The sequence below is a fragment of the Aquabacter sp. genome, assembly GCF_965279295.1.
Classification (GTDB): Bacteria; Pseudomonadota; Alphaproteobacteria; order Rhizobiales; family Xanthobacteraceae; genus Aquabacter.
Map to the genome: position 1 here is coordinate 97,840 of NZ_CBDIHQ010000014.1, position 22,811 is coordinate 120,650.

A 22,811-nucleotide genomic window follows, 5' to 3' on the forward strand; every position below is an offset into this window, starting at 1 on the left:
AAAAAACATTTTGCGTTTTTCAATAAAATGATCGATTTTCCTAAATATAGATGGCGTATATATCGAATGATGCTGCAATAAATTGCCTTACCTAGCGGTATTTACTGACTTTAGGTAATGTAATTGGGTGGATAATCCGCTTGATTTTGAAGTAAGCTTCCCATGCGTGAGGTGTTGTTAGCGTAGGGGAAGGTCTGACGCGGATCGGGGGCGGCTTTATTCCCGTCGTCGCGCCTGTGCAGAAACCGAACAGCCGGCGCAGACCGGTGCGTGAGAGAGGAAGCCTGAGTGATGTCGGTTCCCAATACGGGCAATAAATCCGCCCGCTTGCCCGGCGCGGGTTCGCGCGGCGGCGAGGGGTGGCGGGACGTGTTCGCCCGCCATTTTCTGTCCAGGCGCGATATCTACGGCGGCCTTCTCATGGTCGGCGTCGGGGTTGGGGCCATCCTTGAAGGCCTGCGCCACCATATCGGCAGCCTCACCCATATGGGCGCCGGCTATTTCCCCGTCATCCTCGGCGTGATCCTCGCGGCGCTCGGCGCCGCGATCGCCGTGTCGGGCGCACTCAACGGCTCCGGCGAGGTCGAGGTGGAGCCGGGCGAGACCTTCCATCTTCCCGATGTGCGCGGCTGCCTCTGCATCATCTCCGGCATCATCTCCTTCATTGTGCTTGCCGAATATGCCGGCTTCGGGCCAGCGACCTTCGCGCTGGTGTTCATTTCGGCCATGGGCGACCGCACGATGTCATGGAAGGGCGCTTTGGCGCTCGCCTGCGTGATGACGAGCGTATTGGCGGGGCTGTTTTGGTACGCCTTGCAGATTCCATTCCAGCTTGTGATCTGGTGAGGCGCCATGTTTACTGCACTTAACGATCTATGGGGCGGCTTCGGCGTCGCGCTCCAGCCGGAAAATCTTCTCTGGTGCTTTGTCGGCGTGCTGTTCGGCAACCTTGTCGGTGTGCTACCCGGCATGGGCGTCATGGCCGCTATCTCGGTGCTGCTGCCGCTGACGTTCGCCATGAAGCCGGTGGCCGCCATCCTAATGCTGGCCGGCATCTATTATGGCGCGCAGTACGGCGGGGCGATCTGCTCCATCCTGCTCAACCTGCCGTGCCATCCCCCGCACGCTGTGACTTGCCTGGACGGCTTTCCCCTGACCCAACAGGGCAAGGGCGGCGTGGCGCTGGGCATCACCATGATCTCCTCCTTCGTGGGGGCATCGTTCGGCATCATCGAGATGATCTTCTTCGCGCCTGTCCTGGTGGGGGTCGCGCTGAAGTTCGGGCCGGCGGAGATCTGTTCGCTGATGTTCCTCGGCTTGCTGGCCGGCTCCACGCTGGCGAAGAGTTCGCCGCTCAAGGGCGTGGCGATGACCGTGCTCGGCCTGCTCCTCGGCCTGTGCGGCACCGACGTGAACAGCGGCGAGCCGCGCTTCAATTTCGGCTCGCCGCAATTGCTGGACGGCATCGAGATCGTCGCCCTGGCGCTCGGCATCTTCGGCATCGCCGAATTCCTCAAGAGCGTGAACCGGGTCGCCAAGATTTCCACCCAGCATAAGACGGTGCGCATCTCGGACATGCGTCCGAGCAAGGCGGAACTGAAGCTGGCCTTCCCGGCGATGATCCGCGGCACGCTCATCGGCAGCCTGTGCGCCCTTATTCCAGGCACCGGGCCGACCATCGCCTCCTTCGTGGCCTATGCCACGGAGAAGAAGATCTCCAAGACGCCGGAGCGTTTCGGGCGCGGTGCCATCGAGGGCGTGGCCTGCCCGGAGGCAGCGACCCACTCGGCGGTGCAGGGCGACTTCATCCCCACCATGAGCCTGGGCATTCCCGGCGACAGCGTCATGGCGCTGATCCTCGGCGCCCTGATCATTCAGGGCATCACGCCGGGTCCACAGCTCATCACCGAGCATCCCGACATCTTCTGGGGACTGGTGGCGAGCTTCTGGATCGGCAACATTCTGCTGGTGATCCTGAACGTGCCGATGATCGGCATCTGGGTGAAGCTGCTTTCGATCCCCTATCGCTATCTTTATCCCAGCGCGCTGTTCTTCATCTGCATCGGTGTCTACAGCGCCAACAACGATCTGTTCGCGGTGGGCGAGACCTTGGTGATCGGTCTCGGCGGCTACCTGCTGCTGCAACTCGGCTTCCACCCCGCCCCGATCATGCTTGGGTTCGTTCTGGGGCCGAGGTTCGAGGAGAACTTCCGCCGCGCCATGCTGATTTCGCGCGGCGATCTCATGACGTTTGTCGAGCGTCCCATCAGCGCCGTGTTCCTGTTCCTGGCGCTGGTTCTGGTCATCGCTCAGATCGCCTTCCGCCTGCGCAAACTGAAGCGCGCGGGCTGGATCCCGCGCGGCGCCCAGCCGGCGAGCGAGGTGGAATAGCGTTCCACCCCAGCGATGACAGGGCCACAAGGCCGCCTCCCTCACAGGTGGCGGCCTTTTCTCTTTGGCACTTGCGCGTGGGGGGGGGCGGGAGGCGCGAAATGGCCGGTCCCCGCAAGCATGCGAGGAGGCACCGCGCACGCAAAGGTGCCCGCTGGCGAGAGAAGCGCGCCGCCTGCTGCTGATTGAGGGAAACAAGAGGGCGCCGAGAGCGATGATAGGCGCCGTGGCGGCTCGTCTACGGAGCATCACCGTCTGTTCGTCCAGCGCGCTGCGGTTTGTGCGCGCGGGGACAAAATTGATTCTGGACGCCTTGGAGGCGCGTTATGCGCCTGCTTGCCCCAGCGCGCGCTTAGTGAAACGTCCGGTTCGCGACTTCCTCTGCGCGCTGCGGCTTCTCCACAAACACGCGATGCACGAAAGAAACGGTGCCCAGACAGACAACAGACATGACGAGAAGGGCCATGGACATGGGGAGGATCGCTATGAAATCGCTTTGCATTCTGAAATATCTCACCGTCTTGAGGCGGCATTGAGGGGCGTGGGCATTACCACCCCCGACCAAGCTCAGCAACACCGCGACCCGACCGAAGTATGAAAGCGCCGTCCTTGTTCCGTCTCAGCCGCGCGTGACCCATCGGCAGAGGATCTTCCATCGGCGAGGCCGAGCGAGCGGACGATGCACGCATCCAGCTTAACGAAATCACAACTTGAAATTCACGGGAATTGCTGGTGCTGCGAGAGAGGATTGAACTCTCGACCTCTCCATTACCAATGGAGTGCTCTACCACTGAGCTACCGCAGCGTCCGGGTCCGGGCTGATGCCGGGCTCGGAAAATCTTGCCAGCTTGATGCCGGCGAGAGCGTCGGCGGCGGGTGAACCACCGCGAGCGGGCCGTTCCTGCCACATGCCGGCAGGGGGCGCAACCCCATCGGCCGAAACCCCCGCTCCGGGGAGGCGATATGCACCTTTATGATGCGGGGATGGTGCATTGCGCTCGTTTTTTGCGCCTGCACAAGACTTGAGCGGCGGCCGGTACGGGGTTAGCCTTCGGTCAAGATCAAGCAGAACAGACAGTGGGGGCTTATGGCCAAAGCGCGGACGCAGAACATCGGCGCCGTTCGGCGCACGTTTTCTCCCTGGACCGACCCGACCGCGACGCCCCTGATCCGGTTCGAGAATGTGGTGAAGCGTTTCGGCGATTTCACCGCCGTGAACAATGTGAGCCTCGACATTTTCGAGCGGGAGTTCTTCGCGCTGCTCGGCCCTTCGGGCTGCGGCAAGACCACGCTGATGCGCATGCTTGCGGGGTTCGAGGAGCCAACCGACGGCCGCATCACCCTGGCCGGGGAAGATCTGGTCGGCGTGCCGCCGTATCGGCGGCCGGTCAACATGATGTTCCAGTCCTATGCGCTGTTCCCGCACATGAGCGTGGCGGAGAACATCGCGTTCGGCCCCAAGCAGGCCGGCATGTCCAAGGTGGAGATTAACGCTCGCGTCGAGGAGATGCTTTCCCTGGTGAAGCTGGAGAGTTTTGCCAAGCGCAAGCCACACCAACTCTCCGGCGGCCAGCGCCAGCGCGTCGCCCTGGCGCGCTCGGTCGCCACCCGGCCCAAGGTGCTGCTGCTGGACGAGCCGCTGGGCGCGCTCGACAAGAAGCTGCGGGAAGAGACGCAGTTCGAGTTGATGGACCTGCAGATGGAACTGGGGATGACCTTCCTGATCGTGACCCACGACCAGGAAGAAGCCATGACGGTGGCCGACCGCATCGCCGTCATGAACCACGGCGTGCTGGTGCAAGTGGCCCCGCCCGCCACCATTTATGAGCAGCCGGCGACCAAATATATCGCCGACTTCATCGGCGACGTGAACATCATGGTGTGCAAGGTCGAGGGCTGCTTCGCCAATGATCTGCGCCTCACCACGCCGATCACGCCGCACCCGATCCAGATCGCGCAGCCCTCGGATGCGAAGGTGGGCGATTCGGTCTGGCTCGCCATCAGGCCGGAAAAATTACGCATCTCGCTCGATCCCCCGGATGCGGCGGCAGGCAATTGTTTCGAGGGCCAGATCTGGGACATAGCCTATCTCGGCGACCTCTCCGTGTACCATGTGGAATTGCCGTGCGGCACCCGCATCAAGGTCTCGCAACCGAACCTCTCCCGCATGGTCGAGCGGCCCATCACCTGGGAAGATAAGGTCTTTGTGACCTTCACGCCGCATGCCGGCGTGGTCCTGAGCCACTAGGGGAGGGGCGTCATGTCGATGGCGGGAAGCAAGGGCAAGGGGCGATCGTTCGTCATCGCCGTTCCCTATCTGTGGCTGCTTGTGCTGTTCCTGGTGCCGTTCCTGATCGTGCTGAAAATCAGCATGTCGCAGGATGTGATCGCGCAGCCACCCTATTCGCCGCTGCTGGATCTCTCGCAGGGCTGGGCGGGCTTCAAGGATTTCATCTCCCAGCTGAATTTCGACAATTACGGCTACGTGCTGAGTTGGGACAACGAGTTCCTGGAAGCCTACGGTTCCAGCCTCGTCATCGCCTCGCTATCCACGGTGTTCCTGCTCCTGGTGGGCTATCCCATCGCCTATGCCATGGCGCGCGCGCCGCGATCGATGCAGCCGACATTGCTGATGCTGGTGATCCTGCCGTTCTGGACCTCGTTCCTGATCCGCGTCTACGCCTGGATCGGCATCCTCTCGCAGGATGGCCTGCTTAATCAGGCGCTACAGGCCATGGGGCTGATCGACCAGCCGCTGGAAATCCTGAACACCAATTTCGCGGTCTATATCGGCATCGTCTATTCCTACCTGCCCTTCATGGTGCTGCCGCTCTATGCAGCCCTCGAGAAGCTGGACATGACGCTGCTGGAGGCGGCCGAGGACCTTGGATGTCCGCCAATGCGGGCGTTCTGGCTGATCACATTTCCGCTCTCTCTTCCCGGCGTCGCGGCGGGGGCGCTGCTGTGCTTCATCCCGGCGGTGGGCGAGTTCGTCATCCCCGATCTGCTGGGCGGCTCCGACACCCTGATGATCGGCAAGTCGCTGTGGACCGAGTTCACGGTCAACCGCTCCTGGACCGCCTCATCGGCGGTGGCGGTGCTGCTGCTCATCGTGCTGGTGGTGCCGATCGTGATCTACCAGAACATCCAGGCACGCCAATTGGAGGCGGGGAAATGAACAAGGGACTGTCCTGGTTCAACGTCACCGCGCTGGTGGCTGGGTTTGCCTTTCTCTACATCCCCATTCTGCTGCTGGTGATCTATTCGTTCAACGCCTCGCGGCTGGTCACCATCTGGGGCGGGTTCTCCACCCAGTGGTACGGCGCGCTGCTGGAGAACGAGCAGCTTCTGGATGCGGCCTGGGTGACGCTTCGGGTGGCGTTCCTCTCCTCGCTCATCGCCACCGTGCTCGGCACAATGGCGGCCATGGCACTCACCCGCTACGGCCGCTTCTTCGGGCGCTCGCTGTTTTCCGGCATGACCTACGCGCCGCTGGTGATGCCGGAAGTCATCACCGGCCTGTCGCTGCTGCTGCTGTTTGTGGCGATCGGCTTCGAGCGCGGCTTCTGGACCATCACGCTCGCCCACATCACCTTCACCATGTGCTTCGTGGCGGTGGTGGTGCAGTCGCGCCTCGTGACCTTCGACCGCTCGCTGGAGGAGGCGGCGCTCGACCTCGGCTGTCCGCCGTTCAAGACCTTCTTCATCATCACACTGCCGCTGATCCTGCCGGCGGTGGTGTCCGGCTTCATGCTGGCCTTCACCCTTTCCATGGACGATCTTGTGATCGCCTCCTTCACCACCGGGCCGGGCGCCACCACGCTGCCGATGCGCATCTATTCCCAGGTCCGCATGGGTGTGACGCCGGAAATCAACGCGGTATGCACCGTGATGATCGCCATCGTCACCCTGATCGTGATCTTCGCGTCCATCATGACCAAGCGGCAGGAGACGATCCGCAAGCGCGAGGAGCAGGCGGCGGCCGCGCAGTAGGGGACAGGCTAACGATGTCGGCTTCCGGGGGAACGCGACCTCCCAAGCGTGGGCAATTCGCTCGTGAGTGAGTAGGATCGCCGCGCGTTGGTAAGACGGGCAGGCCCATTCTCCTCATGAAGTATCGTTCGGACATCAGTGGCCTGCGGGCGCTCGCAGTCGTGCCCGTGGTTCTGTACCATCTCAATCCCGCGCTCGTGCCCGGCGGCTATGTCGGGGTCGATATCTTCTTCGTCATATCCGGCTATCTCATCACCTCGATCCTGGCGAAGGATCTGGGGGAGGGGCACTTCAGCCTGCTGCGCTTCTATGACCGGCGCATCCGGCGCATCGTGCCGGCCTATTTCGCCATGGCGCTCTTAACCGCCATTGCCGCCCTGGTGCTGCTGCCGCCGGACCTGCTGGTGGGCTTCGGGGAATCGCTTCGGTCCGCGTCGATCTTTTTCGCCAACCGCTATTTCCTCTCGGTGACGCACTATTTCGGCGCCACCCCCGACACGCAATTCCTGCTGCACACCTGGTCGCTGTCGGTGGAGGAGCAGTTCTATCTCGCCTGGCCGCTGGTGCTGGCGGTGCTGTTTCACCCGCGCCTCGCACGGGTGCGCCCTTTCGTGGTCTACGCCCTGCTGGCGGCCTCGCTATTCATTGCCACGCGCAACGTGGTGGATCGGCCCCTGGCCGCCTTCTACAACGCCAACGGCCGGTTCTGGGAACTTCTGCTGGGCGCCGTCCTGGCGCTCGGGCTTGTGCCGCCGGTGCGCGGCAGGTGGGTGCCCGAGGCGATGGCGGGTGTTGGCCTGGCGATGATCCTCGCCGCATTGGCGCTGTTCGACCACCACACCGTCTTCCCCGGCCTTTCGGCGTTGGTGCCGACCATCGGCGCACTGCTGCTTCTCTGGGCGGGAGAGCAGGGGCGCTCGACCATCGTCGGACGGCTGCTCTCGTTTGCGCCATTCGCGGGGATCGGGCTGATCTCCTATTCGCTCTATCTCTGGCACTGGCCGATCCTCGCTGTGTACCGCTATCTGACCTTGGGGGTGCAGCCTGGGCTGGTGCGGGAAGCGTTGCTTCTGGCCGTGATGGTGGTGGTCTCGATCCTGTCCTGGCGGTTCATAGAGGCGCCGTTCCGCCGCCACGGTCCGTCAAACGCGCGCAGCGAATGGATCAGCGTCGGCGTGGGTCTCGTCGCGCTGGGAATGCTGGTCGCGCTGGCGTGGGTGATGATCGCCACCAATGGTCTGCCGGGCCGCACCAGCGCCGCCTTCCTGAAGGCGCAGACGCTCGCCGCTGAGCCTTGGCGGGGGCAGAAGTCCTGCCTTCTGGCGCCGCGCCCGGACGTGCCGTGCCGCTTCGGCGACATGGACCCGCAGGCGCCGCTGATCGTGCTGTGGGGCGATTCCTTCGCCGATCATCACGCGCCCGCGCTGGATGCCCTGGGGCGCGAGGACAAGTTCGGTCTTCTGCAACTCACCAAAGCGGGCTGTGCGCCGGAAGCCCCTGACCCGGCGCTGGGGTCGATGGTTACGGGGGAGACGCGCGCCTGCAATGCGTTTCGGGCGAATGCGCTGGAACAGATCCTCAGCGAGCCGCGGGTGCAACTCGTGATCATCGGCGGCAACTGGCCTGGCGGCGCCGCGCTGGAGCCGTCGATGCAGAAGCTCCAGACGGCGGTTGACCGCATTGCCGCCGCCGGAAAGCCCGTGGTGCTGGTGGCAACCGCCGGCCAGTTCTCGCTTGGCGGTGGGCGCTGTCTGCTACGGTTTCGCTTCCTCGGCCTGGATGAAAGCTGGTGCAACGAGACGCGCGCAACGTCGGATGCGGTCGCGCTCCCCCTGGAGAAAAGCCTGCGCGCGATTGCCGATGGACGCCCCGGCGTCAGCGTATTCCTGCCTCGCGCGCTGTTCTGTGATGCCCAAGCCTGCCGGCCGTCGTCAACGGACGGGCTGCCGCTGTTCCGGGACAATGGACACCTCAACCTCTCGGGTTCGTTCCTGACGATCCCGGCATGGCGCGACTTCCTGGCGGGCGTGCGCGGCCATATGGTGAGATGATGTGGGCGCCGGAGGGGGGCGGGGCGCTGATGAATCAGCGATGATGCAGTTCAGTAAGGGCCGAGCGGGCGTCGAATTCCTCTTTGAATTTCTGAGGGCGTCATGATCGCAAGCCGCATATTGAAAATACGGTCTCCAGACGGCGAAATAGATGTTCAGGCAGGTGCGGATTTTTGCACCGAGAGAAGAAGATCGTGCGTGGCAGTGTCGATATGAAATAGATTGGCCGGATGGCCGAAACTCCTTCGATGGAGGCGGCGTGGATTCCGCGCAGACTCTCGTTCACGCCATGCTTATGGTTGGTGCAGACATATATGCTGGCGACTATCACAAGAGTGGAAAACTTATTCTGGAGTCCGGGCGAAAAAGGTTGCGGGTTTCCTGTAGGCAATGCCATTCGACATCTTCTCGTCGGTGAAGATGCGACATATTTTTAAATAACCGCGGTAAGGGGCGCCCACGCCCCTCACCGCCCCTCCCGTACCCAGCTCAGCGTCAGCAAGCCCAGCAGCAGAAGCAGCCCGGAAAGCCCGGCGAAGACCGGGAACAGCCCGATGCCCGTCACCACGCTGACATCGCGGGTGCGCAGGCCCATCCAGTCATCGCCGGCGAGGCGCTCGCCTGAGGTGACGGGGACAATGCGCGGCACGCTGCCCGAGAGGTCCGCAAGCCGCCAGAGACCGCCGCCGGTGGCGGTGGCGATGGGGCTAAGAACCTCGCGGGTGCTGGTGACTTCGGCAAACTCCTTCGGGTTCAGCGGGCCGATGTTCACCAGCGCGTTGAGATTGCCGTTGGAGGCCCGCCACAGGCCGAGCTGGTCGGCCGGCGTCGTGGCGCGCCACAGTCCGGGCTCCACCTGGGTCAGCGTCAGGTTGCGCTCGGGCCCGGTGGGCGGGACCACGCGGGCCACCGGCACGGTGTCGCCCATGGTCTGGCGCTCCACCACCAGTTCGCGGCCCGAGGTGGAGAGCTTCAGGCGCTCCTCCTCAAGGTCCGGCTCCTTCATCAGCCAATGGGAGAGGCGGCGCAGCAAATCGATATAGGGGCCGCCGCCCTCATAGCCGCGCGCCCACAGCCAGATGTGGTCGGACAGCAGCAAGGCGACGCGTCCTTCGCCGACGCGGTCCAGCAGCAGCAGCGGCTTGTCGTTGGGGCCGGAAATCACCGGCGTGCCCGAGCGGATGCCGGCATCGATGACGCGGAAGAAGCGCGCCCAGTTCGGCGGGTCGCTCTCCGAGCCCGGCAGGGCACGGGTTACGGGGTGGCGCTTTCCCGGTTCGGTCAGCTTGGCGCGGAACGGCTCCTGCGTGACATCGCCGGTGGGAACCCCGGGCAGGATGTCTTCCAAAGGCGTGTTGTAGAGCGATCCGGCCTCGACATAATCGGTGCCCGCCGCCACCAAAACGGCGCCGCCGTTGCGGACATAGCGCACGATATTGTCGAAATAGATCTGCGGCAGCACCCCCTGCTGGGAATAGCGGTCGAAGATGATCAGGTCGAAGTCGCGGATCTTGGTCTGGAACAGCTCGCGCGTGGGGAAGGCGATCAGCGAGAGTTCGTTGATGGGCGTGCCGTCCTGCTTCTCCGGCGGGCGGAGGATGGTGAAGTGCACGAGGTCCACATTCGCATCGCTCTTGAGCAGGTTGCGCCAGGTGCGCTCGCCCACGTTCGGCTCGCCCGAGACCAGCAGCACCCGCAGCTTGTCGCGCACGCCGTCGATGGAAACGGCGGTGCGGTTGTTGATGGGGGTGAGTTCACCCTGGAGCGGGGGCGCCTCGATCTCGACGATGTTCGGTCCGGCGTGGGCGATTTCCACCTCCACCGTGGCGTTCTGCCCGGCGGTGACGATCGGGTTGGCGATGATTTCGCCGTCGCGGCGGATCGTCATGGGTACGCGTGCGCCGGCTGGGGCGCCCTCGTCGGTAACGCGGAAGATGATGGACTGCTTCTGTCCGACGATGCCGAAGCGTGGCGCCTTCTCCAGGTTCACTCGCCGGTCGCGCTCGCCGGCCCGCCCGGTGATGAGGCCGTGCACCGGCGCGGAAAACCCGAGCGTGGACGTGTCGGCGGGCGCATCATGCACCCGGCCGTCGGTGATCATGATGGCACCGGCCACCCGTTCGGGCGGGACGTCCGCAAGGCCGGCGGAGAGGGCGGAGAACAGGCGCGTGCCGTCGGTCTCGCCGTCGCGGGCGGCAGCCTCGATGGTGCGCACCTCGATACCCGGAAGACGGCCGAGGCGCTCCGCCACGGCGGCGCGGGCGGCGTCGGTCTGGGCCGTGCGATCGCCGAAATCCTGGCTCGCGCTCTTGTCCACCACCACGGCAACCACGGAGGACAGCGGCTCGCGCTCCTCTCGCGTGAGCGAGGGATTCGAGAGTGCGGCGAGGCCCGCCGCGAGCGCCAGCGCACGGAACGCTGCGCCGCGCGTGCGGGAGGCGAGCAGCAGGGCGGCGAGCACCAAGGCGACAAACGCTGCACCCGCCAGAAGCGGCCAGGGCAGGAACGGTTCGAAGGCGAGGCCGTAGGTCATGCGGCATCCTTATGGCGGCTCCTCATCCGCGCGCCTGCCGCCGAGACGATGGCGGTTTGCTGTTCGGCCGAGGCTTTTAACGGGGCAGGCGCGATGCGCTCCCTCGCCCGCGTGCGGGGGAGGGTTGGGGAGGGGGCAGGAGCCTCAAAGCGAGAGCTTGTGCCGCTCGTATCGGGCCAACTCCCCCTCCCTAGCCCTCCCGCGCAAGCGGGAGAGGGGACAAGGCCGCGCGTCTGGAGGGAGTAACGCCCGCTCATTGGCCGAGTCGTTCCAGCAGGGCGGGTACGTGGACCTGATCGGCCTTGTAGTTGCCGGTCAGCACATACATGGCGATGTTGGCGCCGGTGCGGAAGGCAAGTTCGCGCTGGCGTGGCTCGCCGGGGGTGAGCGGGAGGAGAGGCTCTCCGGTCTCGCTGACCGCCCAGGCACCGGCAAGGTCATTGCCGGTGATGATGACGGGAGAAACCCCATCGCCTGCGCGGGCGGGGCGGTCTTCGCCCTCGCGTGCGGCCGGCAGCGCCTCAACCCATGTGGTGCCGCCGGTGAAGCGGCCGGGAAAATCCTTCAGGAGATAAAACGCCTTGGTCAGCACATGGTCGCGCGGCACCGGCTCAAGCTCCGGCACGTCGAGGCCGGAGAGGATTTCCCGCAGCCGCTGCGCGGCCGGGGAGAGCGGCCCGCCCGATGCGCTTTCGAGGGCATCGCGGGTGTCGAAGATGACTGTGCCGCCCTGCTTCATATAGGCGTCCACCCGCGCCAATACCGCCGGGGAGGGGACGGGGGTGGTGGAGAGGATGGGCCAGTAGAGCAGGGGGAAGAAGGAGAGTTCGTCCCGCGCGAGGTCCACGCCCATGGGCTCGCCCGCCTGGAGCGCGGTGCGCTGGCCGAGAAATGTGGACAGCCCGCCGAGCCCGGCGCGGCTGATCTGGTCGACGTCCGCATCGCCCGTGGTGACATAGGCGAGACGGGTCTGGGAGGTCGCCTTCACCGCGAAATCATCGCCGGCGCGGTTCACCGCCGGGGTGGCCGGGGCCTGCGCATAAGCCGGGGGTGGGGCAGCCAGCAGGGCAGCGCAGAGGGCGGCGAGCGCGAAGGCGAGCGCGGTGCCAGAGCGCCGATAGCTCAGCCGGGAGAGGCCGCCCGCCAGGAACAGCACCGCGAGCGCGTCCAGCAGGAGCAAACCCATGATGGTGACCAGAAGCGGCCCGCGCAGGTCGCGTGGCTCGCCCGCTTGCAGCGGGGCGATGGTGCCGGCCAGCGGCGTGAGGTCAAGCGGGCTCAGCTTGTCGTCCGGCAGCAGGGCATTCAGCGCCACAAGCCCATCGGGCGGTCCGTAGAAGCCCGGAGGATGCTCGGCATTTGCACGGCCGGTGAAGCCGGAAGGCAGGGGCCGCGTGAGCGGGCCTGCGGGATGGAATACGCCGAAGCCGTCCAGGAGGCGGCTCGGCGGGATCGCGGCCTGCAGTGTGCGCGCGGCGCTCGCGCTGGCTGCGGTCTCTTCCGTCGCGGCGGTGGTGTCGGCCAGAGCCAGCACGCGGCGCAGCATCTCCACGAATGTGCCCGAGAGCGGCAGGTTGGACCAAGAGGTGTCGGCGGTGACATGGAACAGCACCACCATGCCCTTGCCCCTGCGCGCGCCGGTGACGAGCGGCGTACCGTCCTTCAGCGTCGCCCAGGTGTGCTCGCCCAGGGCGCCGTCCGGCTCGGCCAGCACCTGCCGGTTTACCGTCACGTCATTGGGCATGGGCAGGTCGCGGAACGGGCCGTCCGTGGTCAGGCTTCCGAGTTGCTGCGGCGTTTCCCAGGAAAGCGAGCCGCCGAGCACGCGGCCGCCGCGTCGCAGGCGCACCGGGAGCAGGTCGTCCTGAGCGTTGGCGAGGCGCGTGCCGGCAAAGCGCACCAGGACCCCGCCGTCCTCGACATATTTCACCAGCCGCGCGCGGGTGGCGGGCGGAATCGTGCCGACGTCGGTGAGCACGATCACCGGCACCCGCTGCTCGATGAAGCGGGTGATGGCCTCGCTGGGCGCCCCGCCATCGGCGAGGCGCACGTCGGCGAAAGGGCCGAGCGCGCGGGCGAGATAATAGGTCGGCGCCAGCAGCGGCTGGCCGGTGTCGGTGCTCGCGCCCGAGACGACGCCGACCGAGCGGCGACGCCATCTCTTGTCGAGCAACTGCACCGCACCGGCCGACCGCTCGCCGACGATTTCAAGCCGTGCCATCTCGTTGCGCATTTCCACCGGCAGGTCGAAGCGCGCTTCGCTCTCCCGCGCGCCGGCCTCGAATGCGAATGGGGCTTCGCTCATGCTCAGTCCCTTCAAATCGCGCGCCTCGACCATGCCGCTGCGGGCGGTGCCGACATCGGCGCGCAGCACCTTCACGGTGAGGGATCCGGCCGCATTATCAGGTGCGGTAAGGGCGAGTGGCGCGGCAATGCCGCCGGTGATGACGAGCGGCGGACGCGCCGGCTTCAGGGCTGCCAGGTCGGCGGCGATGGACGTGTCCGCTTTGAGATCCACACCGTCGCTAATGAAGACGAGGGCCGCCTCCGCCTCGGCGGCAAGGTGCCTGCCGGCAAGCGCGAGAGCTTCCTTGCGGGCGGGTGCGTAGGGAACCGGCGTCAAAGAGCGCAGCTTGTCGCGCGCCTGTGCCGGCAGCAGCAGCGAGACATCCTTCGGCACATCGCCGGTGGGAATGAGCGCAACACCGCGCCCCTCGCTCTCCGCCTGGTCCACCAGGCCGGCGGCGGCGTCCATACGGGTTTCCCAGGTGCTGGCGGCGGGCCAGCCCTGGTCGATGAGCAGCACCAGCGGCCCGTGCGCGCCGGGCGCCGGGGCGGGCGGATTCCAGATCGGCCCGGCGGCCGCGAGGATGATCAAGGCGGCGAGCAGAAGACGCAGAACGGTGAGCCACCACGGCGTGCGTGCGGGCGTCTCCTCTTTCGGGTCGATCTCCAGCAGCAGGCCGGTGGGCGGAAATACCATCTCGCGTGGCTTGGGCGGCACCACGCGTAAGAGAAACCATAGGAGCGGCAGGGCGAGGAAGGCGGTCAGGATCAGCGGCGTGGCAAAGCCCAGGGGCAATCCCATCATGAACGCGCCTCCGCGTCGGTTCGCATGTCAGGCACGGCGATGTCGCCGGAACCCATGCGGGCATGGAGGGCCAGGAGCAGTTCGCTCGCCGGCCGGTCGGTGCGGTGCACGGCGAAGCCCCAGCCGGTGCGCTCGGCGGCTGCGCGGATGGCGGCGCGATGCGCGGCGAGGCGCCCCTGATAATCCGCGCGCCAAGTCTCGGCGCGCCCCACCGTGACCATCGGCCCGCCGGAGGGCGAATGGAATTCGACCCGTCCCGAGAACGGGAAGGTCTCTTCGGAGGGATCGACGATCTGCACCACCTGGCCGTGTGCGCCGGTGCCCGCGAGTTCTGAGATGCGCTCGCACACCTGCCCGGTGGGGCTGAAGAAATCACCCAGCAACACCAGTTCGGACAAAGGCGAAGGATTGAAGCCGGGGGGCAGTGCGGGCGTTTCCGGCGCGTGCAAGACCGCCTCGGCCATGCGCTCGACAATGCGACGCGAGGCCGAGGGGCGCATGAGATTGGGCATGCCCACCCGCTCGCCGCCTTTCACGAGCAGTTCCGCCAGCGCGAAGGCGATGATGAGGGCACGCTCGCGCTTCGGCGCCAGCTTGCCTGAGGCGTAATCCATGGAGGCCGAGAGGTTCGGCCAGATCCACACCGTGTGTGCGGCCTCCCACTCACGTTCGCGCACATAAAGATGGTCGTCACGGGCGGAGCGGCGCCAGTCCACGCGGGCGGCGGGCTCGCCGTCCATGAAGTGGCGGTATTGCCAGAAGTTCTCGCCGGTGCCGACGCGCCGGCGGCCGTGCAGACCATGCTGGACGCTGGAGGCGATGCGGCGCGCCTCCAGCACGAGGCGGGGCATCGCCGCCGCAAGGCCGGCGGAATCCCGCGCGGCACGTTCGACGGCCTGTTTTGCCTGATCCTGTTTTGCCAGATCCTCCACGCGGGCGCCTCAGCCCAGCCGTTCCGTGAGCCGCCGCACGATGCGCGGTATACTTTCGCCCTCGGCGCGGGCGGCGAAGGTCAGGGCCATGCGGTGTTTCAGCACCGGTTCCGCCAGCGCCACGACGTCATCGATGGAGGGGGCATATCGCCCGTCCAGCAGAGCGCGGGCGCGCACCGCCAGCATCAGCGCCTGGCTGGCGCGCGGGCCGGGGCCCCAGGCGATCAGCCGCTGCTCGGGGCCTTCAGCGCCGGGACGGGCCGAGCGCACCAGGGTGAGGATCGCCTCGACCACGGATTCGCCGACCGGCAGGCGCCGCACCAGCCGCTGGGCCGCCAGCAGGTCTTCCACGCTCATTGCGGCACGCGGTTTGGTGTCTTCCGCCCCGGTGGTGTCGAACAGGATGCGCCGTTCCGCGTCGCGGTCGGGATAGTCCACGTCGATTTCCATCAGGAACCGGTCGAGCTGGGCTTCGGGCAGGGGATAAGTGCCCTCCTGCTCCAGCGGGTTCTGGGTCGCGAGGACGTGGAACGGCTTGGGCAGGTCGTGCCGCTCGCCGGCGATGGTCACATGATATTCCTGCATCGCCTGAAGCAGGGCGGATTGGGTGCGCGGGCTTGCGCGGTTGATTTCGTCGGCCATCAGCAATTGGGCGAAGATCGGCCCGCGAATGAAGCGGAATGCGCGCTTGCCGCCGGCGCTTTCCTCCAGCACTTCGGCGCCGAGGATGTCGGAGGGCATCAGGTCCGGGGTGAACTGGACGCGGCGTGCATCAAGGCCGAGCACGATGCCCAAGGTTTCCACAAGCTTGGTCTTGGCGAGGCCGGGCACGCCCACCAGAAGCGCATGACCGCCGGCCAGGATGGTGATGAGCGCCCGGTCGACGACCGCTTCCTGGCCGAAGATCACATTGCCCACCGCCGCCCGCGCGGTCCTCACGGTGGCTGCGGCGGTTTCCGCATTGCGGATGATCATCTGGTCCAGATCGAACGTCTCGCTCGGTGCCGACATCAACGCATCTCCACTTGGACCACCTTATTCGCACCGGAAGAGGGCGGAACAAGGCCGGTCAGCCATCCATGCAAGAAGCGGCGCATGGCGGCGGAATGATCAGCTTACGATATGTTGAGGCGACGTCGACCCGCTCACATGCTCATCCACCGGGCAGGGCGCTCAACTCATTGCGAGGTTGCGACAGTGGCAGAAGGTGAAAGCATGCCGGAGGAGGGCGGGAGACTGGGCAGTTTGATTGCTGCTGCTACCGCTGCGGGAGGCCGTGGGCCGGCGCCCGTGGAACGCTGGAACCCGCCGGACTGCGGCGATATGGACATGCGGATCGCCGCCGATGGCACCTGGTTTTATGCCGGAACGCCGATCGGCCGGCCGGCCTTGGTCAGACTTTTTGCATCCGTGCTGACGCGGGAGGGGGACAGGTTCGTTCTCAAGACCCCGGCGGAGAAGATCGGCATAAAAGTGGACGACGCGCCATTTCTTGCGGTGGACATGGCGCTTGAAGAGGGCGATGCCGGCCCCGTTCTGGTGTTTCGCACCAATCTGGACGATCTCGTGCGCTGCGGGGAGGGGCACGATCTGCGATTCGCGGCCGGGGGGGACGCGGGCGAGGTGATCCCCTATATCCATGTCAGGCGCGGGCTGGAGGCTCGGCTGACGCGCGCGGTCTTCATGGAACTGGTGGACGTGGCGCAGGTGCGGGAGATGGCGGATATCCCCATGTTCGGCATTGCCTCGGGCGGGCGCTTTTATCCCATGATGCCGGCGGCCGATCTTGAGCGGGCGTCCACATGAATGTCATTGAGACTGTGATGCCGCTGCAGGATTTTCTCGACCGCGCCCGTGCCGGGCTGCTCCCCAATCCGCCGACCACCTTTTCCCGTGCCATCGTCGGCGGGCTGAACGGGGACCATGCGCTCTCGCCCGACCCTGCCGCCGATGCCTTCGACCGGGAGCCGCGCCACGCCGCGGTGCTGGTGCCGGTGGTGGCGCGGCCCGAGCCGACCGTTCTGCTGACGCTGCGCTCCACCTCGCTCTCCACCCATGCGGGCCAGATCGCTTTCCCCGGCGGCCGGCTGGACCCGGAGGATGCTGACGAAGTGGCGGCGGCCTTGCGGGAGGCACGCGAAGAGGTGGGGCTTGCCTCCAACTTCGTGACGCCGCTCGGCTTCCTCGACGGCTATCTCGCGCGCAGCGGCTTTTGGATCACACCGGTGGTCGCTATGGTGTCGCCGCACTACACGCTCACCATCAATCCGGCGGAGGTGCAGGAGGCATTCGAGGTGCCACTGCATTTCCTGATGGCGCCCGCGAACCACCAGCGCCATTCCGAATTGCGGGACGGCGTCATGCGGCATTTCTACGCCATGCCCTATGAGGAGCGTTTCATCTGGGGCGCCACGGCAGGCATGCTGCGCAACCTCTATGAGCGGATATACCGAACATGATCCGCACAATCCTTATCGAGGGTGGGCTGTTTCTCGCCCCCTTCGTCATTTACGCGGTGATCCTCCTCGCCACGCGCGGCTCCCTTGTGCCGGCCAACTGGTCTCCGCGCGCGGTCGTGGCGTGCTCGGTTCTCGCCGTCGCGCTCATGGCGGGCGGGCTGTTCCTGTTCGAGGCCGAAAGCAGCGCGTCGCCCGGCAGCCGCTATGTTCCGGCGCAGATGAAGGACGGGGTGTTCCAGCCCGGCCGGTTTGAATGACCACGATTGCCAGTGCGCCTTTTCTCAAGGACGCGCGCCTGACCTGTCTGCTTGAGGTTCTGAACGGCAGGGGCGAGGAAACGCGCATTGTCGGCGGCGCGGTGCGCAACGCGCTTCTGGGTGTCGATGTTCGGGAGGTGGACCTCGCGACCACGGCGCTGCCGGAAGAGGTGATGCGGCGCGCCGTGGCGGCCGGGCTGAAGCCGGTGCCGACAGGCATTCTCCACGGCACTGTCACGGTCGTCGTGCAGGGCGCGCCGTTCGAGGTGACGAGCCTGCGCGAGGATATGGACACCGACGGACGCCACGCGGTGGTGCGTTTCGGCCGCGATTGGCGGCGCGATGCCGAGCGGCGCGACTTCACCATGAACGCCCTGTTCGCCACGCCCGATGGCAATGTGATCGATCTCGTCGACGGCCTGAAAGACCTTCGGGCGCGTCGGGTCCGGTTCATCGGCGATGCCGAACGGCGCATCCGCGAGGATTATCTGCGCATCCTGCGCCTGTTCCGCTTCCACGCGATCTATGGCGCGGGCGAACTTGATCCGGCGGCGTTCACCGCCGCCGTCCGCTGCCGGGAAGGCCTTCGCGGCCTGTCCCGCGAGCGGGTCCGCGCGGAAATCCTGAAACTGCTGGCAGCTCCCACCGCGCCGGCAACGGTTAGGGTGCTGAGCGAGGTCGGGTTCCTGGCGCTGGTGGGCGGCGTGGTGGGCGACTTGGCCGCCCTGTCGCGCCTTGCGGAGCTTGAAGTCGACCTCGGGCAGATGCCCGATCCGGTGCTGCGTCTTGGTGTGCTCGCGGTGCGGGTGCGGGAAGATGCGGACCGTCTGCGTGATCGCCTGCGCCTCACAAACGCGGAGCATCGCCGGCTGCGGGCCTTATCCGATGGGCCGATTTCTCCCGGCATCGGCGCTCGGGCGGCGCGCACGCTTATCTATCGCCTCGGGGCGGCGACGTTCGCGGATCGCGTTCTGCTGGGCGCTGCGCGTGCGGAACCGGAGGTTGGCGCCGTGGGCGCCGCGCTGGAGATGGCACGGGCGTGGGTGCCGCCGACCCTGCCTGTGCGGGCGGCGGATTTCATTTCACACGGCCTGAAGCCGGGCCCGGCCTTGGGTGCCGCGCTGGGACGAGCGGAGGCGTTATGGATCGCCGCCGATTTTCCGATGGGGGAGGCGGCCGTCGCACGGCTGGTCGCGGAGGCGATGGGGGCGGGTTGAGCCCCGAGGCACTCAGTCCTCTTCTTCTTCCTCGTCGTCTTCGTCGGCGTCGGTGAATTCCTCGATCTCAAGGGCGTCGAGGGCGACGGCGGGGATTTTCTGGGTGCGGAATTCGGCGACTTCCTCGGCGAACCAAAGCACTTCGACAATCTCACCCTCGACGGCGATGATCGTCAAAGCCGGGCTTCCAGACTTGAGCTGAGCAATTTCGCCGGGTGCGAACACCATTGGAACATCTCCTGTGAGGGCAGATGTCGGCTTAGCTGGGTTCCATGACAGTTAGATCACACCCGGGTGGCAGCTTGTGCGCTCAGGGCCACTTCACCACGGGCGGCATTGAGGAAAGGATGGAGGCGACGTTACCGCCCGTCTTCAGCCCGAAGATGGTGCCCCGGTCATAGAGCAGGTTGTATTCCACATAGCGCCCGCGCCGGATCAGCTGCTCCTCGCGTTCTGCCTCATTCCAGGGGGTGGCGAGGTTCGCCCGTACCAGCTTGGGGTAGATGTCGAGGAAGGCGAGACCAACATCCCGCGTGAAGGCGAAGTCCGCCGCGAAGTCCGAACTGTCCAGCCAGTCGTAGAAGATGCCGCCGATGCCGCGCGGCTCGTTGCGGTGCTTCAAGTGGAAATATTCGTCGCACCACGCCTTCAGCTTGGGGTAGTCGGCCACCGCGTGTGGCGTGCAGGCATCCTCCATGGCGGCGTGAAAGGCGATGGTATCAGGGTCGTCCTGCGTCCGCCGCCGGTCGAGCACGGGGGTGAGGTCAGCACCGCCGCCGAACCAGCTCTTGGTTGTCACGACAAAGCGCGTGTTCATATGTACGGCGGGCACATGGGGATTGCTCATGTGGGCGATAAGCGAAATGCCCGACGCCCAGAAGCGTGGGTCTTCGGACGCGCCGGGGATCTGGCCGCGAAACTCGGGCGCGAACTCGCCGTGGACCGTGGAGGTGTGCACGCCCACCTTCTCGAACAGCCGGCCGCGCATCAGCGCCATCGTGCCGCCGCCGCCTGGGGCGCCGGTGTGGTCGGTGCGCTGCCAGGGCGTGCGCTCGAAGCGGCCGGGCGTTCCGGGATAAAGCGCGTCCGGCGCCTCGTCTTCCAGCGTCTCGAACGCGGAGATGATGCGCGCCTGGAGCGCCTCGAACCAGGGGCGTACCTGCGCCTTACGGTCCTCGATGTCGGGGGAGAGCATGGACCATCCTTCCTTGACCTTCGCGCCTTCTATCCCCGTTCCACCGCTGCGGGAACGGCGCCCGGAAAACCTCCGGTCTGGCGCAGCGCCTCAGCCAATGCCATGCCGGCCGTCACTGCGACATTGAGCGAACGCAAACCGGGGCGAAGTGGAATCACCACCCTGGCATCTGCTGCCGCATGGACCTCTTCCGGCACGCCAGCCGATTCGCGGCCGAACAGGAGCGCGTCATTCGGGTGAAACGCAAAGTCGTGGAACGGCTGCGCCCCCCGTGTCGTGAACAGCACCAGACGCCGCCGCTCTAGCCGGCGCCGGTCATCGAACGCGCTAAAGGACGCGTGCCGCACGAAGTCCACATGGTCGAGATAATCCATGCCGGCGCGACGGAAGGCGGCGCTGCCGATCGGAAAGCCGGCCGGCTCGATGATATGGACCGGCACGCCGAGGCAGGCGCCGGTGCGCAGGCAGGTGCCGGCGTTCTGGGCGATATCGGGGCAAAACAGGGCAAGGATCATGATGCCGGAGCCTTGCGTGTAAACGCCGCGCGTTTCAAGCGGTGCATCCGCGCGGGCACGCCGCCGTCGGCGTTTTGCCGCCTGATCGTTGAACCGGGCGGCCGCGCTGGAGGTGCTTGCGGGGGTAAACCTCGTATTGCGCGTTCATGCCGCTACCGCAGGACCGCGTGCCGCACAGGCTCGATCTGGACAAGGGCAAAAGAGGGTGCAATTAGAGGCAATCGAATGTGGCGTTCCGCGGGCAGCGGAGATGCCGCAAGGCCTCGCGTCGTGCGCGGAATGGTGGTTCCCGCGCACGGAGCTTCCCACCGCAGTAAAGCGCGCCGCGACGGTCTGGGGCCGGACAGACGAGTGAGGACAAGCGCCGTGGCACATACGGAGACCTCGGGAACCAACCGTCGAGACTTCCTTTACATCGCCACGGGTGCGGTGGGCGCTGTCGGCGTTGCCGGCATGGTGTGGCCCTTTGTTTCCCAGATGCAGCCGGATAAGTCGGTGCTTGCGCTCTCGACCACCGAGGTGGACCTGTCCCCCGTCGCCGAGGGGCAGATCGTCACCGTTCAGTGGCGCGGCAAGCCGATCTTCATTTTCAATCGGGCGCCGAAGGACGTCGAGCTGGCGCGGGCGGTTCCCATGAACCAGCTTATCGACCCCCAGCCCGACCAGGACCGCGTCAAGAAGGGCCACGACAACTTCCTCGTCGTCGTCGGCATCTGCACCCATCTCGGCTGCGTGCCGCTGGGCCACCAGGGTAACTACGACGGCTGGTTCTGCCCGTGCCACGGTTCGCAGTACGATTCCTCGGGGCGCGTGCGTGTCGGCCCCGCGCCGCTGAATCTCGCTGTGCCGCCGTATACGTACGTTTCCGACACCAAGATCGTGATCGGCTGACGCGCGCGCGTCGCCTCGCTCAATAAAGGTTGGACCCCATGGAAGGACATTCCACCTACCAGCCCCAGGGAAAGATCGCGCGCTGGTTCGAGAGCCGGTTGCCGATCGTGGGGCTGCTGCATTCTTCGGCGGTGGCTTATCCCACGCCGAAGAATCTGAACTATTTATGGACCTTCGGGGCCATCCTGACGCTTATGCTGGGCGTGCAGATCATCTCCGGCGTCGTGCTGGCAATGCACTATGTCGCCTATGCGACCCTGTCGTTCGCCCGCGTCGAGCACATCATGCGCGATGTGTCCTATGGCTGGCTGATCCGCTATATCCACGCCAACGGCGCGTCGATGTTCTTCGTCGCGGTCTACATTCACATGTTCCGGGGCATGTATTACGGCTCCTACAAGGCGCCCCGCGAAATCCTCTGGGTGCTCGGCGTGATCATCTACCTGCTGATGATGGCGACCGCCTTCATGGGCTACGTGCTGCCGTGGGGCCAGATGTCCTACTGGGGCGCCACGGTTATCACCAACCTGTTCTCCGCCATCCCCGTGATCGGCGAGACCATCGTGCTGTACCTGTGGGGCGGCTATTCGGTCGGCGACCCGACCCTGAACCGCTTCTTCTCCCTGCACTATCTCCTGCCGTTTATGATCGCCGGCGTGGTCGTCCTGCACATCTGGGCGCTGCACCACGTTGGCCAGAACAATCCGACCGGCGTCGAGGTCAAGAGCGTCGCCAAGGATACCGTGCCGTTCACGCCCTACGCGACCATCAAGGACGTGTTCGCGATGGTGGTGTTCCTGCTGTTCTTCAGCTGGTTCATCTTCTACATCCCCAACTATCTCGGCCATTCCGACAATTACATCCCGGCCAATCCGCTCTCGACCCCGGCGCATATCGTTCCTGAATGGTACTTCCTGCCGTTCTACGCGATCCTGCGGTCGATCCCCGACAAGCTCGGCGGCGTGCTGGCCATGTTCGGTGCCATCGTGATGCTGGCGATGCTGCCCTGGCTCGATACGTCCAAGGTGCGCTCGGCGCGTTATCGCCCGCTGTTCCGCCAGTTCTTCTGGATCTTCGCGGTGGTGGCGGTTGGCCTCGGCTATCTGGGCTCGCAGCCGGCCGAGGGCGGCTACGTAATCGCCTCGCGCATCCTGACGGCCTACTACTTCATTCATTTCCTGGTCATTCTGCCGTTGCTCGGCCTGTTCGAGCGGCCCAAGCCCCTGCCCGCGTCGATCGCGGACGCGGTTTTGGCCAAGGGCGCGAAGGGCTGATGGGCGCGGAGA

General features: G+C 65.7%; 21 protein-coding genes and 1 tRNA gene. 14 read left to right on the forward strand and 8 right to left on the reverse strand.

Annotated features, from left to right (window positions below; genetic code table 11):
- Nucleotides 1–291: 291 nt before the first annotated feature.
- The 3 genes from ADADO0_RS09540 to ADADO0_RS09550 all read left to right on the forward strand — a co-directional run bounded on the left by ADADO0_RS09540 (nt 292) and on the right by ADADO0_RS09550 (nt 2,989).
- Nucleotides 292–846 (forward strand): tripartite tricarboxylate transporter TctB family protein, encoded by a 555-nt coding sequence (locus ADADO0_RS09540; RefSeq protein ID WP_511304898.1) that lies wholly within the window; start codon nt 292–294, stop codon nt 844–846.
- 6 nt (nt 847–852) lie between these two features.
- Nucleotides 853–2,391 carry a tripartite tricarboxylate transporter permease gene (locus tag ADADO0_RS09545; RefSeq protein ID WP_511304899.1) on the forward strand — a complete coding sequence of 513 codons (1,539 nt, stop codon included), beginning with the start codon at nt 853–855 and terminating at the stop codon, nt 2,389–2,391.
- Nucleotides 2,392–2,617: 226 nt separating this feature from the next.
- Nucleotides 2,618–2,989: a hypothetical protein gene (locus ADADO0_RS09550; protein ID WP_511304900.1), complete on the forward strand. Its 372-nt coding sequence runs from the start codon at nt 2,618–2,620 to the stop codon at nt 2,987–2,989.
- Nucleotides 2,990–3,121: 132 nt separating this feature from the next.
- On the opposite strand, the gene ADADO0_RS09555 is transcribed toward ADADO0_RS09550, so the two are convergent.
- A tRNA-Thr gene (locus ADADO0_RS09555) sits at nt 3,122–3,196 on the reverse strand.
- 282 nt (nt 3,197–3,478) lie between these two features.
- Between ADADO0_RS09555 and ADADO0_RS09560 the strand changes: the two genes are divergently transcribed.
- From ADADO0_RS09560 to ADADO0_RS09580, 5 genes are all read left to right on the forward strand, one after another.
- Nucleotides 3,479–4,639, forward strand: a complete 1,161-nt coding sequence (locus ADADO0_RS09560; protein ID WP_511304901.1) for an ABC transporter ATP-binding protein — start codon at nt 3,479–3,481, stop codon at nt 4,637–4,639.
- A gap of 12 nt (nt 4,640–4,651) precedes the next feature.
- Nucleotides 4,652–5,569, forward strand: a complete 918-nt coding sequence (locus ADADO0_RS09565; protein WP_511304902.1) for an ABC transporter permease subunit — start codon at nt 4,652–4,654, stop codon at nt 5,567–5,569.
- Nucleotides 5,566–6,384, forward strand: a complete 819-nt coding sequence (locus tag ADADO0_RS09570; protein ID WP_511304903.1) for an ABC transporter permease — start codon at nt 5,566–5,568, stop codon at nt 6,382–6,384. Before ADADO0_RS09565 ends, ADADO0_RS09570 begins: the two co-directional genes overlap by 4 nt.
- 116 nt (nt 6,385–6,500) lie before the next feature.
- Nucleotides 6,501–8,435 (forward strand): acyltransferase family protein, encoded by a 1,935-nt coding sequence (locus tag ADADO0_RS09575; protein ID WP_511304904.1) that lies wholly within the window; start codon nt 6,501–6,503, stop codon nt 8,433–8,435.
- Nucleotides 8,436–8,586: 151 nt separating this feature from the next.
- Complete coding sequence (locus tag ADADO0_RS09580; RefSeq protein WP_511304905.1) at nt 8,587–8,853, forward strand: DUF6968 family protein; 267 nt, start codon at nt 8,587–8,589, stop codon at nt 8,851–8,853.
- 48 nt (nt 8,854–8,901) lie between these two features.
- On the opposite strand, the gene ADADO0_RS09585 is transcribed toward ADADO0_RS09580, so the two are convergent.
- From ADADO0_RS09585 to ADADO0_RS09600, 4 genes are all read right to left on the reverse strand, one after another.
- On the reverse strand, nt 8,902–10,968 hold the full coding sequence (locus tag ADADO0_RS09585; RefSeq protein WP_511304906.1) for a hypothetical protein: 2,067 nt from the start codon (nt 10,966–10,968) through the stop codon (nt 8,902–8,904).
- Nucleotides 10,969–11,221: 253 nt separating this feature from the next.
- The gene (locus ADADO0_RS09590) at nt 11,222–14,059 is read right to left on the reverse strand and encodes a DUF4159 domain-containing protein (protein ID WP_511304907.1); all 2,838 of its coding nucleotides are present in this window, start codon (nt 14,057–14,059) and stop codon (nt 11,222–11,224) included.
- Complete coding sequence (locus ADADO0_RS09595) at nt 14,056–14,991, reverse strand: DUF58 domain-containing protein (protein ID WP_511304908.1); 936 nt, start codon at nt 14,989–14,991, stop codon at nt 14,056–14,058. Before ADADO0_RS09595 ends, ADADO0_RS09590 begins: the two co-directional genes overlap by 4 nt.
- Nucleotides 14,992–15,000: 9 nt before the next feature.
- On the reverse strand, nt 15,001–16,002 hold the full coding sequence (locus ADADO0_RS09600; protein ID WP_511304909.1) for an AAA family ATPase: 1,002 nt from the start codon (nt 16,000–16,002) through the stop codon (nt 15,001–15,003).
- Nucleotides 16,003–16,206: 204 nt separating this feature from the next.
- On the opposite strand from ADADO0_RS09600, the gene ADADO0_RS09605 reads away from it, so the two are divergent.
- The 4 genes from ADADO0_RS09605 to ADADO0_RS09620 are packed head-to-tail and all read left to right on the forward strand — an operon-like array spanning nt 16,207 to nt 18,924.
- On the forward strand, nt 16,207–16,797 hold the full coding sequence (locus tag ADADO0_RS09605; protein WP_511305082.1) for a DUF1285 domain-containing protein: 591 nt from the start codon (nt 16,207–16,209) through the stop codon (nt 16,795–16,797).
- 17 nt (nt 16,798–16,814) lie between these two features.
- On the forward strand, nt 16,815–17,450 hold the full coding sequence (locus ADADO0_RS09610; protein WP_511304910.1) for a CoA pyrophosphatase: 636 nt from the start codon (nt 16,815–16,817) through the stop codon (nt 17,448–17,450).
- Complete coding sequence (locus tag ADADO0_RS09615; RefSeq protein WP_511304911.1) at nt 17,447–17,707, forward strand: DUF6111 family protein; 261 nt, start codon at nt 17,447–17,449, stop codon at nt 17,705–17,707. Before ADADO0_RS09610 ends, ADADO0_RS09615 begins: the two co-directional genes overlap by 4 nt.
- Nucleotides 17,704–18,924, forward strand: coding sequence for a CCA tRNA nucleotidyltransferase (locus tag ADADO0_RS09620; protein WP_511304912.1), 1,221 nt, complete (start codon nt 17,704–17,706; stop codon nt 18,922–18,924). The genes ADADO0_RS09615 and ADADO0_RS09620 overlap by 4 nt, the downstream gene beginning before the upstream one ends.
- Nucleotides 18,925–18,936: 12 nt before the next feature.
- On the opposite strand, the gene ADADO0_RS09625 is transcribed toward ADADO0_RS09620, so the two are convergent.
- From ADADO0_RS09625 to ADADO0_RS09635, 3 genes are all read right to left on the reverse strand, one after another.
- A complete protein-coding gene (locus ADADO0_RS09625) occupies nt 18,937–19,152 on the reverse strand; it encodes a DUF2158 domain-containing protein (protein WP_511304913.1) in 216 nt (71 codons plus the stop codon).
- 82 nt (nt 19,153–19,234) lie between these two features.
- Complete coding sequence (gene hemF / locus ADADO0_RS09630) at nt 19,235–20,119, reverse strand: oxygen-dependent coproporphyrinogen oxidase (protein ID WP_511304914.1); 885 nt, start codon at nt 20,117–20,119, stop codon at nt 19,235–19,237.
- Between the two features lie 29 nt (nt 20,120–20,148).
- Nucleotides 20,149–20,634 (reverse strand): tRNA (cytidine(34)-2'-O)-methyltransferase, encoded by a 486-nt coding sequence (locus ADADO0_RS09635; protein ID WP_511304915.1) that lies wholly within the window; start codon nt 20,632–20,634, stop codon nt 20,149–20,151.
- Nucleotides 20,635–21,000: 366 nt separating this feature from the next.
- Between ADADO0_RS09635 and petA the strand changes: the two genes are divergently transcribed.
- Together petA and ADADO0_RS09645 are read left to right on the forward strand one after the other, a co-directional pair.
- Nucleotides 21,001–21,525, forward strand: coding sequence for a ubiquinol-cytochrome c reductase iron-sulfur subunit (gene petA / locus ADADO0_RS09640; RefSeq protein WP_511304916.1), 525 nt, complete (start codon nt 21,001–21,003; stop codon nt 21,523–21,525).
- A gap of 38 nt (nt 21,526–21,563) precedes the next feature.
- Complete coding sequence (locus tag ADADO0_RS09645) at nt 21,564–22,799, forward strand: cytochrome b (RefSeq protein WP_511304917.1); 1,236 nt, start codon at nt 21,564–21,566, stop codon at nt 22,797–22,799.
- The last annotated feature ends 12 nt before the right edge of the window (nt 22,800–22,811 follow it).